Annotated in this window: 13 protein-coding genes and 1 pseudogene; 6 read left to right on the plus strand and 8 right to left on the minus strand. The window is 56.5% G+C overall.

Going from position 1 to position 12,699, the window contains the following annotated elements; all coding sequences use genetic code 11:
• A partial coding sequence (locus tag ACI9KD_RS15225) for a molybdopterin dinucleotide binding domain-containing protein (RefSeq protein WP_414982028.1) occupies positions 1–808 on the plus strand: 808 nt, incomplete at its 5' end.
• Positions 805–2,172 carry a spinster family MFS transporter gene (locus ACI9KD_RS15230; protein ID WP_414982029.1) on the plus strand — a complete coding sequence of 456 codons (1,368 nt, stop codon included), beginning with the start codon at positions 805–807 and terminating at the stop codon, positions 2,170–2,172. The genes ACI9KD_RS15225 and ACI9KD_RS15230, both read left to right, overlap by 4 nt.
• 76 nt (positions 2,173–2,248) lie before the next feature.
• Here the strand turns inward: ACI9KD_RS15230 and ACI9KD_RS15235 are convergent, their stop codons facing one another.
• Entirely contained in the window at positions 2,249–2,629 is a 381-nt protein-coding gene (locus ACI9KD_RS15235) for a nuclear transport factor 2 family protein (protein ID WP_414982030.1), read from the minus strand.
• A 96-nt stretch (positions 2,630–2,725) separates the two neighbouring features.
• Between ACI9KD_RS15235 and ACI9KD_RS15240 the strand changes: the two genes are divergently transcribed.
• Both ACI9KD_RS15240 and ACI9KD_RS15245 read left to right on the plus strand, forming a co-directional pair.
• Positions 2,726–4,414: an AMP-binding protein gene (locus ACI9KD_RS15240; protein ID WP_414982031.1), complete on the plus strand. Its 1,689-nt coding sequence runs from the start codon at positions 2,726–2,728 to the stop codon at positions 4,412–4,414.
• Positions 4,401–5,198: a DUF1295 domain-containing protein gene (locus ACI9KD_RS15245; protein ID WP_414982032.1), complete on the plus strand. Its 798-nt coding sequence runs from the start codon at positions 4,401–4,403 to the stop codon at positions 5,196–5,198. The genes ACI9KD_RS15240 and ACI9KD_RS15245 overlap by 14 nt, the downstream gene beginning before the upstream one ends.
• Positions 5,199–5,501: 303 nt before the next feature.
• Here the strand turns inward: ACI9KD_RS15245 and ACI9KD_RS15250 are convergent, their stop codons facing one another.
• From ACI9KD_RS15250 to ACI9KD_RS15260, 3 genes are read right to left on the minus strand one after another with little or no spacing between them, the layout of a single operon-like run.
• Positions 5,502–5,981, minus strand: coding sequence for a YybH family protein (locus ACI9KD_RS15250; RefSeq protein ID WP_414982033.1), 480 nt, complete (start codon positions 5,979–5,981; stop codon positions 5,502–5,504).
• A gap of 30 nt (positions 5,982–6,011) precedes the next feature.
• Positions 6,012–6,245 (minus strand): hypothetical protein, encoded by a 234-nt coding sequence (locus ACI9KD_RS15255; RefSeq protein ID WP_414982034.1) that lies wholly within the window; start codon positions 6,243–6,245, stop codon positions 6,012–6,014.
• Positions 6,236–6,769, minus strand: a complete 534-nt coding sequence (locus tag ACI9KD_RS15260) for an SDR family NAD(P)-dependent oxidoreductase (RefSeq protein WP_414982035.1) — start codon at positions 6,767–6,769, stop codon at positions 6,236–6,238. The genes ACI9KD_RS15255 and ACI9KD_RS15260 overlap by 10 nt, the downstream gene beginning before the upstream one ends.
• A gap of 156 nt (positions 6,770–6,925) precedes the next feature.
• Between ACI9KD_RS15260 and ACI9KD_RS15265 the strand changes: the two genes are divergently transcribed.
• The gene (locus ACI9KD_RS15265; RefSeq protein ID WP_414982036.1) at positions 6,926–8,122 is read left to right on the plus strand and encodes an acyl-CoA dehydrogenase family protein; all 1,197 of its coding nucleotides are present in this window, start codon (positions 6,926–6,928) and stop codon (positions 8,120–8,122) included.
• A gap of 82 nt (positions 8,123–8,204) precedes the next feature.
• On the opposite strand, the gene ACI9KD_RS15270 is transcribed toward ACI9KD_RS15265, so the two are convergent.
• A complete protein-coding gene (locus ACI9KD_RS15270) occupies positions 8,205–9,125 on the minus strand; it encodes a winged helix-turn-helix transcriptional regulator (protein ID WP_414982037.1) in 921 nt (306 codons plus the stop codon).
• A 252-nt stretch (positions 9,126–9,377) separates the two neighbouring features.
• Between ACI9KD_RS15270 and ACI9KD_RS15275 the strand changes: the two genes are divergently transcribed.
• The gene (locus ACI9KD_RS15275) at positions 9,378–9,521 is read left to right on the plus strand and encodes a DUF1993 family protein (protein ID WP_414982038.1); all 144 of its coding nucleotides are present in this window, start codon (positions 9,378–9,380) and stop codon (positions 9,519–9,521) included.
• A 165-nt stretch (positions 9,522–9,686) separates the two neighbouring features.
• Here the strand turns inward: ACI9KD_RS15275 and ACI9KD_RS15280 are convergent.
• From ACI9KD_RS15280 to ACI9KD_RS15290, 3 genes and pseudogenes are all read right to left on the minus strand, one after another.
• Positions 9,687–10,751: pseudogene (locus ACI9KD_RS15280) on the minus strand (IS30 family transposase).
• Positions 10,752–10,926: 175 nt separating this feature from the next.
• Positions 10,927–11,457, minus strand: a complete 531-nt coding sequence (locus tag ACI9KD_RS15285) for a PEP-CTERM sorting domain-containing protein (RefSeq protein ID WP_414982039.1) — start codon at positions 11,455–11,457, stop codon at positions 10,927–10,929.
• A gap of 703 nt (positions 11,458–12,160) precedes the next feature.
• The coding region (locus ACI9KD_RS15290) for a substrate binding domain-containing protein (protein ID WP_414982040.1) at positions 12,161–12,699 on the minus strand (539 nt) is incomplete at its 5' end.

Here is a 12,699-nt window from a genome sequence, read left to right on the forward strand (position 1 = left end):
CAACGAGGGGATGGTCACCTATGGGCTGTCTATCGGATTTCAGGAGCCCTGGGCCATGTATCAGCCAGCCCTGATCGATCCACCGGCAGGAGCCGATGTCATCGAAGACTGGCGATTCTTCTACGAGCTGGCGCGTCGCCTGGACATACCTCTGGGAATGCGTGGCTATCAATGGGATATGCAGAATCCACCAACGACGGATGCGCTCATCGAAGCCTTCCTGTCACGCAGCCCGGTGCCCCTGTCAGAGGTCCAGCAGTATCCATCCGGGCATCTGTTTCCCGAGCGCAGCGCGCCCGCGCAAGCGCGCGAGGATGACTGGCCCTATCGCCTCAACATCGGGCACCCAAAGATGCTCGAGGAACTCAGTGGTATTGCGGCAACGCTCAGCACCCGCTCCGAGCCGGACGAAGCCGACGCCGGGGAGCTGCGGCTGCTGCTGATCAGTCGTCGGGAGCACGCCGTGTACAACTCAGTGGGACATAGCCTGCCAGCGCTTGCGGCAAGGCTTCCCTACAACCCCGTTCACCTGCACCCGGACGATGCCCGGGAACTGGGTGTCGGCGAAGGCGAACGCGTTGAGTTACACAACGCCAATGCCTGCGTGTCAGGTTTTGTCGCAATCGACAAAACCCTGCGCCGCGGCGTTGTGTCCGTTGCGCACGGCTTCCCGGGCGGCGCCCGGGGCGAGGGCGATACATTCGGAGGCACTAGTACAGCGGCTCTGATCGATGACGCTTATGGCTGCGACACGCACAGTGGTCTGCCTCGAATGAGTGCAGTCCCTGTAGACCTGCGCCGGGCATGAGCGACACTCAGAGTCCCACGCGCGCCCTGCCGGACGATGGCGACTGGCCCAATCCCCTGTATTCCTGGTACGTGGTGGCCGTGCTCATGCTCGCCTACACCAATTCGTTCATTGACCGGCAGATACTCAGCCTGCTGATAGAGCCCATCCGTGCCGACCTTGCTATCAGCGACACGCAGGTAAGCCTGCTTGCGGGCATTGCCTTTACCCTCTTCTACACCATCCTCGGGGTCCCGATTGCGCGCCTCGCGGACCAGAAAAATCGCAAGGCGATCATCGCTACCGGCATCGTAGTCTGGAGTGCGATGACGGCGGCCTGCGGGCTATCGCGTAATTTCTGGCAGCTGTTTATGGCGCGCATCGGTGTCGGTGTCGGCGAGGCCACCCTATCCCCGGCTGCCTTCTCGATCATTGCCGACTACTTCCCAAAGCATCAACTGGCGCGCGCCTTCAGCGTCTATTCTATGGGGGTGTACTTCGGCGCCGGTCTAGCCATGGTCATTGGCGGCATTGTGATTCGCATGGTCGTTGAGGCCGGCACCACCACAGTGCCGCTGCTCGGCCAGATAAAGCCCTGGCAGATAACTTTTTTCTATGTCGGACTGCTCGGGCTACCGATCTTCCTTCTGGTGCTGAGCATTCGCGAGCCGATGCGCCGAGGTTTGGCCGCCGCAGGGGTGCCCGATACGGGCAACGCCAGCTCCAGCGCAGCCCTTTTTGCGTTCCTGCGAGTGAATGCAAAAACCGCTTTTTACCACTTTATGGCCTTTTCCATGGTGGGTATCGCGATCACCGGCTACATGGTCTGGACGCCTACCCTGTTCATCCGGACCTGGGGCTGGGAAGCGGCGGATATTGGCCTGGCCTATGGTGGCATTATGCTGGTACTGGGAACCGCCGGGGTTTACAGCGGCGGATTTCTTGCTGACTGGATGGAAAAGCGCGGTTATCGGGACGCGATCCTCCGCGCGGCCTGTTTCGCAGCCATCGCGGCGGTGCCGTTCGCTGTGGCTACGCCACTGATGCCCAACGGCACGCTGGCACTGGTCGGCTTGGGATTCACCTCTTTCCTGATGGCCGTGCCCCAGGGACTGCCCGCCGCGGCGCTGCAGGTCGTCACACCCAACCCGCTCAGAGCACAGATGACAGCCCTGTATTTCTTGATAGGCAATATGCTTGCATTGGGTTTTGGACCGACGCTCATCGCATTGGTCACTGACTACGGATTTGGCGACCCCCAGCACCTGCGCTACTCCATGGCACTGGTCAGCGCGGTGGTGCTGCCGCTAGGTGGATGCCTCAGCTACCTGGCTCTCAAACCCTACCGCGAAAGTCGCGATCGCGCAGAACAGATAGTGAACTAGAGCGCCATTCAGAAATCCGCAGAAAGCATGGCATCAAGAGCCACACTAAATCTGTGGATCGAAGTGAGGACGAAGCTCACTCCAATAGCGGATGCGTATGAACGGTATCAAGATACTCGTCCAGCGATACGATAAGACCGTCCTCAACCTTGATAATTGCACAGGCGGGCATCGCGAATTCGTCACCGCTGGCAAGGGTTCCCCGCAGTACGTGCTCCTGATAGAAACCATTAGGTATGGGCTCACGACGCTTGATGTCATAGCGGAGGTTCTTGAGCTTGCGGTGCATCCACTGTAGAGACTTCAGGTTATCTTCCAGGGGTTGGCAAAGCTGATCAAAGTTATGCCAGATGCGGGCATCCGGCTTATACAGCGCTCGGGTGGCATCCACGTCACAGGCCTCAAGGCATGCCATCAAACGCTCGCCCAACTGCAGATTCTGTTCATTATTTTCCACATCAGACCTCGCTTGCGAATACAGACTGGTTCATAATAGCACAGGAAACGTTCATCGCACTGCCAAGCCGGCCCACGATAATAAAGCGGAGAATGCATGCCGGACCCTAACCGACACCCGCCCTGGTTCAATCCCGAGATGCCCCGGAGCGAAGACTGCGTGCTTTCATCTCTGCTCGAGAAGCGAGCCGCTGCGGAATCAGAGAGACATCTTGTGCTGTTTGAGGATGGCAGCGTATGGACTGCCGGCGACACCCTCGAGCAGACTCGTTGCGCTGCTGCGGCACTGCGCGCGCTGGGGGTGACCGCTGGAGATCGAGTACTGGCCTGGCTGCCCAATGGGCCATCCTTGCTGCGCGCCTGGTTCGCCAGCAACTATCTGGGCGCCACCTTGGTCCCGATTAACACGGCCTATCGCGGCAAGCTGCTAGCACACGTCATCAATCTTTCGAAAGCGCGTCTGCTGATCGCGCACAGCGAGCTCCTGCCTCGGCTCGCTGACATTGAGACCGGCGCACTGACCACGGTGATCCGCTGCAGGACAAGCAAGCCAATTGCTGTAGACGAAAAACCGGCCGCGCTGAACTACCTTGATGAGTCGGTGCTGCTCAATGGTGACCCGTCATCACTCAGCGCCGCACCTGTACAGCCCTGGGACAGCATGATGATCATCTACACCTCGGGCACAACAGGCCCCTCCAAGGGAGTCATCAACACCTATCTGCAGCAGTACACCGTAGGGCAAGTGTGTTTTGGCTACCTTACGTCCGGTGACCGGATGCTGGTCAATCTGCCGCTGTTTCACGTCGGGGGCACCACGGCCATCATGGGAGCGCTCGCCACCGGCGCTTCCATAGCGGTGTATGAAAGCTTCAGTACCGCTCGCTTCTGGGAGCAGATCCGCGAATCGGGTGCCACCGCGATCTCTGGGCTGCTCGGCGCAATGGTCGCCTTTCTTGACAAAAATCCGCCGCAGCCGGGAGACGCGGAAAATCCTCTTAAGCGAGTGGTGCTGTCACCGGTAACCAGGCAATCCTTTCGACTCGCAGAACGGTATGGCTTCGACTACTTCTCTGGATTCAATATGACTGAAGTCTCCGTGCCACTGGTTTCTACTCTGAATACCTGCGTGCAGTCATCCTGCGGCCGCCCAAGGTCCGGCATTGAGTGTCAACTCGTGGACAGCAACGACATTCCGGTGCCGGAGGGTCAAGTCGGTGAACTGGTGATTCGCAGTGACCTGCCATGGAGCATGACACCTGGCTATATCGGGATGGCGGAAGCAACCGCCCGCGCCTGGCGCAATGGCTGGTTTCATACCGGCGACCTGATGACGCGGGATGCGGAGGGCAACTATTTTTTCATCGACCGCGAAAAGGATGCGATCCGACGCCGCGGTGAAAACATTTCGTCTATCGAAGTGGAGGCAGAAGTAGCTGAGTTTGCCGCAGTCACAGAGGTCGCAGCCTACGCCGTGCCGAGCAGCGACGGAGAAGACGAGGTCATGATCGCCGTTGCGCCAGCCGAAGGTGCGCTGCTCCAGCCGCAGGCGTTAATCGAATATCTGCAGCCACGCATGACGCACTTCATGCTGCCGCGCTATGTGCGCGTACTGCCAGCACTACCCCGGACACCCACTAACAAAGTGCAGAAACACCAGCTCAGAGAGGAAGGCATCACCGCTGACACATGGGACCGGGAAGCGGCGGGTATCCCCGTGAAACGTGAATCTCTGGCTGCCATCTCAACAATCATTGAAAAGAGGAAATCTGATGATCTACGCTGAATTTTTCCAGCTGGCGCTGGCCAATCTCGCGCTCATCGCGATTATGATGACAGGTCTCTGGGCCCTGAGCGTCGCCATCGGGGACTCGAGTATTGCTGATATTTTCTGGGGCTTCGGGCTCGCGATTACCGCCTGGTTCACCTGGGCCATAGGCGATGGTGTCGCCGCGCGACAGGAGCTTGTACTGACCCTGATCACTCTCTGGGCCCTGCGCATCGGTATCTACATCGGCTGGCGGAACCACGGCGGCGAGGACCCGCGCTATGCTCACCTGCGCCGCTACGTCACCGAGCGCGGCAAGAACTACAACGTCCACAGCCTGATCCATATCTACCTGCAGCAGGGCTTCTTCATGTGGCTGGTATCTCTAGTGCTCATATTCGCCGTTTCCAGCGACACGCCCACCAGCCTTGGAATACTGCCCTGGCTGGGCCTCGGCCTCTGGTGTGTAGGCATGTTCTTCGAGACAGTCGGCGACTGGCAGCTAAGCCGCTTTCGGGCGGATCCGGACAACGTCGGCCGAGTCATGGACAAGGGCCTCTGGCGCTACACCAGACACCCGAATTATTTCGGTGAAGCCTGCGTCTGGGTCGGCTTTTTCCTGATTGCGATGGAAAATCCTCTCGCGATTATCACCGTGGTCAGCCCCGCCATGATGCTCTGGGTTCTGATGGGCCCCATGGGCAAAGGCCTTCTGGAGCGGCGCATGGCCAAAAAACGCCCGGAGTTTGCGGAGTACGCCAGTCGCACTAGCGGCTTTTTCCCGTTGCCACCTAAATTCTGAAAGACCTCCCAATACCCATCAAAACGATCAGGAGGGATCTATGCAACAGGCATTGGACGGACGCGTTGCGATAGTTACCGGCGCCGGCAAGGGTAGTAGAAGAGACCGACTTCGTCAGCTTTCCAACAGCCTCCAGCAGCGCCTTCGACACAGTCGCCAATGCGCTCCAATCCCTTGCTGAAATGTCCGCGGAGCACAGCTTTGAGACCGCCATGGAAGCCTTTAGGCGTACGATGAAAGGACTCACCGGAAACATCACACCCTAAGCGCGGTTAGAGCCTCGTCGGCACGACAGCTGGGCAATCAGTCGCTGCCAATAACCTCGCCGCGAGAGGTACGCTCGTGCTGAATGATCCAGCGCCCGTCTGCCGCGCGTTTAAGTACGTGGGTGTAACCACCGATGATCGTTTCCTCCTCAAAGACATGCGTGAAATTTCCATAAGCGACCGCCGCCGCATCCTCAAGAACCGTCACGGCAATGCTGTCAATGCTGAACTTCCCCATGCGCGCCTCATCCGGATAACTCGCACGGAACAGCAAATTTAGCTTGTCCCAGCCCTGCACGACAGTATTTCCGAACGTCAGGCTCATACTTTCGTCCATACGATAGGCGGCAAGGTAGCCATCCATATCACCGCTGTTCCAACTGGTCTCAAGACCCTCGATCACTGCACGGACTTCGACCCCGGCATCGTCTGCCTGCGCTGGGGAAAGCTGTATCAGCACCATAAAAAGAGCTGCAACCAGCGCCGCCGTCATGTTTCTATTAAGCTTCTCGTGCATGATATTTCTCCATTGCTATGTCAGTTTATGTCAGCTCACGCTGACAACCTCATGGTCCAGAAAAGCCGCGAGCCCCTCGGGAGTATCGCGGGTGATTCGGGTTGACGGGTACGCATGTAGGCTGCGCGGCTTGCACTCCGTTCCGTATTTCTCCTGCCGGTAGCAGGTCAACGCTGCCTTTCCCCGTTTATGCACACCGTAGGCAATAACGCTGGCGTACTGCTGAGAATCGGTCACGTTCATTCGGTCGATCATCAGAGGCACGTGCTACATTCCCCGGACGCCATGTCGATCACGATCCCTCCGGGATTTAACCATCCGCCCTCGACCATACGCTCGGTCAGCGGGTAGTGATTCAGAATATTCAGCGCAAAAGAACGCTCTTTGCCCTCGGCAGTAAGCTCGTGTCTGTGTATCAGGGCGCCGACATTATTGACCAGCACATCTACTCGCTGTCTATCAAGCTTTAAACGGTCGACAAGCGAGGCGGTTTCAGACATGAGACTCAAATCCGTCACCATCGGCAGCACGCCACCCGCGCCACTCGACTGAGCGACCAGATCTTCGAGTTTTTTCGTGCTGCGCGCTACAGCTACAGCCCTCGCCCCTCGTCGCGAGGCCTTTAGCACGATGGCACGCCCAATACCCCCGGATGCACCGGCCACCAGCCAGGTCTGGCCGCTAAAGTCGGCATCGAGCCATCCCCAGAAAGACCGTCTGGCGTAATAGCCGATTGCTGTGAAGTTTGGTGCAAAGCGACCATCGAACTTCACAATCTTGATCAGCATGGGCAGATCCATCGGTTTACTCGCTTTATTTTAATTATTTTGCATTGCTCCCAGAATTGGGCGAGCGCATGACAAGCAGTCTAGGATCGTTTAGTCTTAATATGCAAGTATGGTGATCCAAGCGCCGCAAGCGGAAAAAAAACAGAGGAGCGCACTGTGACAAATTTCCCTGGCAACACGGCGGCCCAAGATCTCTTCGACAGTCTACGGCCCTCCTGTCCCGGGCAGCGCCCGGAACACGAAGCCTGGCGTCGCCGCGTTCGAGCATTTGTGGATACTCAAATCTCGCCGCAGCTTGATGCCTGGGAAGCGCGGTGCGATTTTCCGGACAGCCTCTATCTAAGTGCGGTGGATCACGGCATCTTCGGCCTAGGTTTTCCCCTTGAGGTCGGCGGCACCGACGAAATCGCCGATATCTATCAGCGAATCATCCTCGCCGAAGAGATGCATCGCACGGGCAGCGGTCTGGTGTTCGCAGATCTCGCCACACACTGGATCGCGCTGCCTCCGGTGATCAGCGCGGGCAATGAAGGGCTTTACGACCGCATCGTGCGTCCGGTACTCGCCGGCCACAAACGGATATGCTTTGCCGTCACCGAGCCCTCCGGAGGGTCAGACGTCGCCAACCTCTCAACCCGGGCTGAGCGTAACGGCAACGGCTACAGCCTGAGCGGGTCGAAGACACTGATCTCTGCAGCTATGCGCGCCGACTATGCACTGGTTATCGCCCGTACTGGGGACGCCGGCATGCGCGGCCTTTCGCTGTTCGTGGTCGACCTCAATCAGCCTGGTGTCACCCGGGCGCCCGTGGCGGGTTTGCAGTGGTACAACCGCAATGTTGGCACGCTCAACTTCGACAACGTGCAGATACCTCGGGAGCAACTGCTCGGAGAAGAGAATTGCGGCTTCGGTCCCCTCGCGGCGCAGCTTGATATAGAGCGTTTCAGTGGCATAGGCGCCATGCTGGGATTGAGTCGCTACTGCCTCGCCGAAGCGATAACACATTGCAAGGAGCGCAAGGCCTTCGGCAAGCGACTGATTGAACATCAGACCCTGCGCCATCGCCTGGTGGAGATGCACCGCGAGCTGCGCAGCGCCTACTCCTATCTCGATTACTGCGTGGAGCAACTAGCCGGCGGTCAACACCACCGGGCAGACCTGGCGCTGCTCAAGATCACGGCGAGTCGGGTGCTGGATCTGTGTAGCAGCGAAGCCATGCAGATGCTGGCAGGTCGTGCCTATTCAGGCGTATCACGCGTTGCGCGGGCACACCGGGAATCACGTATTTTCGCACTGGCCGGAGGAACGCAGGAAATACTCTCGGAGATGGCGGCAAAACAGCTGGGACTGTGAGCCTGAAGAAAGCGATTCAGTCATCATTGGAAGTCGTGCTAACCCAGCCAGAGCTCGGCCTCGGATCAGGCCAGGCTTGGAGTCAAGTTCTGGGCTGGAGACGCGGCACGATCGTATCCGCTGTCAGCACCTCACCACACTCACCACAAACAACTGATGCTCCCAGTACGTGGCCACAAGGCTGGTGATGCACCAGCAGCGGCGGACCTTTAATGTCCGCCAGCCATTCATCGGCCCACAGCATGAGCGATAGTGCATGAGGAAATAGTGCGGCCCCCTTCGTGGTCAGCCGATACTCATAGCGCGGGGGTACCAGTTCGTAAAGGCAGCGCTCAAAGATGCCGGTTGATTCCAGAGCCTTCAACCGGTCAGCGAGGATATTCGAAGCGATATTAAGGTAGGACTGCATGGCATCAAACCGGCGTATACCAAAATACTGCGTCCCGATCACCATGCCAGTCCAGCGGTCACCGAGCAGGTCGACCAACTCGGCCGCATAGGACTCTGTTGCTGCATGGCGCCGCCGGTGCACGCGCTTGACCTCAAGGTTCTCCATACCCGAACCGGGGCCCGCCTCCCGGCGACAACTGGTCACGCTGACCCTCTCCTGACAATGATCGCAGGCCATCACGGGCAGCATAGGCTTGCCGCAGCCAGTATGCACAATTGAGGTTGGCATACCCTTGCTGACCATTCCCCAGCGAATACCCCAGGCCCAGGACAGCAAAACTGCGCCGAACAGAGCCTCGCCGCAGTCCGTGAGATGGTAGCCCTGTCGCTGCAGTCCATCGGGCTTGGGCTGCAAGGCAAAAATGTTGTTCGCCCGCAGCGCTTTCAGACGATTCGACAGTGTGCTCCGAGGAATATTGCAAAGACTGTGAAACTCCTCAAAACGAGTCGTGCCGAGGAACGATTGGTGAATCATCAGCAACGACCAGCGATCACCCAACGCATTCAACGCTCGGTTTACAGAACTCTTGGGTACTAATTTAGATTCGTCCATATATCGTTAGCTGCTTTCGATGGCGACGGGTCGTTCACAATTCCTCAGCCTTACGTAGGAACCGCCATCAAAGTGACCAGATACCAGAGGGCCGCGTGAGTGGCGGACATTTTCGCCGATCGCCAGAGTACAGACAACCGCTAATCGTCAGCGCTGCCGACAAGTATGCATTGCGCCTCAGTACTGCAATTGCTGATTGAGCCTCGATCAGCGTAGCTTTCGTATCATTGTAACATTCAGCAGCTCCACCCCATGACCAAATCCCTTTACGATTTCACGGCAGCCAGTTATCTGCAGACTTTGGATGCTTTGAGAAACGTTCTCAACAAGGGCAGCGCGCACTGCGCGAGCTCGGATAAAAATGAGAACGAGCTCCTTACGGCGCGCCTGGCTTAAGACATGCTACCCCTCGCCTTCCAACTGCACATGGTCAACACCCACTCCCTGGGAACTATTGACGGCCTGCGCGAAGGCGTTTTCGAGACGCCGTGCAAGCAGCTTTTAACGGCCTATCGACTACCGCACGCCAACACTACCGAAGGTCTGCTTCCACCTGCGGTTTCAATTGGTCGACCCAACACATGCGGCAAATCGGTCTGCCGGTGTTGCGTCGTCTGGTGTTTTTCCTGGACGTTTGTTTAAGCGTCTTACTATGCAATTGAGTTAAACCTGCGAATGCACCGATAGATCAGTGCACTTCGGGAAGTACTGCCTCAAGAGTCGATTGGTATTTTCGTTTGAGCCTCGCTACCACGGACTCTTCGGGTTACAGAAGTAAACCTGTATATCGGTCGCTAGTATGAATTTCTTGTACCCAGAGAGCTCTGAACCTCGATCCCAGGTCAGCGACTTGTACGACTCGGTGGGCAGCTTTCCCGCTTGCTTGATCAAGGCGCTGATGACCGTATCGGTGGTTTTGTCGTTGACCTTTGCCAGCATGAGATAGCGCGTCTGGCGCTCCACGAGTGTCGCTATGTGGCTGCCACGAGACCCTGCTATTAGATCGCCTTCCCAGTGACCCGGTACCGCTCAATCTTCCAATGATGCGGGTCTTTCGCTGATAGATGCCGCATCGGCTATCGACCCCAGGCCTTTTCCTTTTAGGGTGGTGCGCCTTGGCCGACGGGTCGTCCGCTGCGTTCTCAAATGCGCTAAAAGCTCTTTCTTTAAAGCCCCGCAGGCCTGAACGAACAAGCCCTTGTAGATCGTTTCGTATGACGCGTGATAACGCTCGTCGTCGGGAAATCGTGTTTTTAACCAGCCCGCTATTTGCTCTGGCGACCATTCGAGTTGGAGCTTTATAGTCACCTCCCTCGCAAGCTTTGGCCGTGCAGCCAGTTTGCACACTTTAGGACGAAGTCCTCGCTCCCAAGCAGCGCTCTCCGCTTTGCTGGCTCTGTACGTAGTATGGCCGTCGTTACGATGAGTTTCCCGACTTATCGTCGAGGGCGATCGTTTTCTTTCTCGAGGACGGATGCCGCCATTCTCGGTGAGAATGCGTCGAACAGAAGCATGGAATCGATCAAAGAGCCTGCCGATATCGTGCATCGAATCGCCTTGTTGCCAGCGATTCCACATTAAGGCTTTCTGGGCGTCCGTATAGATAATTCGAGTTCGCCGTTTCATCTGCGGCACTCCTTCTCCGTATTGGAAGTTTAGAGTGTTGCGTCGACCGGTTGAGGTCGCCCGTGTTTTGAGACATGGTTAGAGACCGCTTTCGCCTACGAAGAGACATTATCCTCACCAAACCGCAGGCAACAAAAAACCCTCACTAGGAGGGCTAGGACATCAGGGGCTCTGTTTACGCTTGCTTGCGACGCTTCCAGCCAAGCCCCGCTAGGCCAAGGCCGCATAGAGCAAGAGTGCCGGGCAGCGGGACCGGCGACACGGATGATGTCTCGGTGATGCCAAAGGAGTAGTCGCCGAAAGGGACACCAGCAACGGTGTCGGCCATCGACAGGTAGTACGTCCCAGACGTGATCGCCGTAGAGATAACTACCGAGCCCAAGCCGCCGAACTTAAAGAAGCAATCGGCGCATGTCGCCAGTTGCGTGCCAGACTCGTTGAACAGCGTTAGCTCGGTGATGCCAAACGAAAAGGGTGTGATGTTGGAGACTTGGAACAGGACATCGCTCGCATAGAACAGCTCGTAGAAATCCAAACTCAGGTCGCCGACACTCCCGCTGATCGAAGTCACACCCGATCCAACAGCTAGCGCGGTTGCAATTGTTTCGCCGGCATCACCGACTTCAGTAAAAGGCCCTGCTGCTGCTCCTGCGGCCAGGCCGAATGTAACCAGCGCAGTTGCTACTCTGATTTTAGCTGTTCGCATCGTGATTATCCCTCTGTGATGATGTTTGACATGTGTTTAGTCTCCGCACTGCATGAATCGCACCGGCGCAGGAAAAACTATACAAATCAAACGTCTAAATTGAATGTTCTGTTGTCGAAAACCGAGGTCCATCATTGACTGTAAAAATTACTGACACTCACTTTAGCCCGCGACTTGGCACCAGCGGCGAGCAAAAACTTCTACTAGTAACGAGTTCGCGACCGACCCAATGCTGGTTTAGGTGAGATTAATTGGGCATCTGATGGTAACGACCAATCCAAATCCGGGGGCCAGTTTGCGGTATATCCTGCCGAAATCAGCCATTTCACCCCAAACCAAACAACCACCCCAGGCTATGTGCTGTTAAATTTCCTGGCAGCGCTAAAGACCGCCTTGAGGTGTTTTGCGACATCGCCAGAGACCGCTTTCGCCTAGGAACGGTCTTTTCGACTATGGCGTAGAAAAGGGCCGTTCATTACTTATTCCGGACGTTGGAAAAATTAAGATAGAGCCGATTTTCCCCTAAATATATGGATATTTGCGCCAATTATGTCGATAGGAAGTTGCTTAAGGGTTGAAGATATTAGGCTAACGATTAACCCTTTCAGCTGTCAGAGAAGTGGCCAACCAGATGCTCAACTGCTAGCCGAGCGCGCGCATATAAGTTAAAGAATTCTAGCGCACAGCCTCCATACTGATGGGACTACGACTCATCCCAATCCGCAAAATGCTGCACAAGAAAATCAATGGCCAATCGCACACGTAACGGCATGAAACGCTTGTTCTGATACACGATCCAGCTGCTGGTCCCTTGCCCCCAAAAAGGTTCAAGTATCGGCACAAGTTGCTCACTTTCAACGGCTTCTTTAAATGTGCTCTTGGGCATGTAGGCCACTCCCAATCCTTTTTTGCAGGCATCTAACACCACGTTGGCATTATTGCTGCGAAATCTCCCCTTCACTTTGACTACCTCTTTATTGCCATCAACATTGAACTCCCACGAGTCATTATTGGAAACAATGCAACTGTGATGCTTCAAATGTACCGGGTGTTTAGGCGTATTATGCTGTTGCAAATACCTTTCGCTGGCTACGGCCATCATTGGGCGGCTGATGAGTTTACGGGCAATTAAGTTGGAGTCATTCAACTCACCATAGCGAATAGCAAAGTCAATGCCGTCCTCCAGCAGGTTCACCAGACGACTATTGAGGTCAAGATTAACGGTCAGCTCAGGATACTGGG

Origin of the sequence: Congregibacter sp., from assembly GCF_047617445.1 — a bacterium.
GTDB lineage: Bacteria > Pseudomonadota > Gammaproteobacteria > Pseudomonadales > Halieaceae > Congregibacter.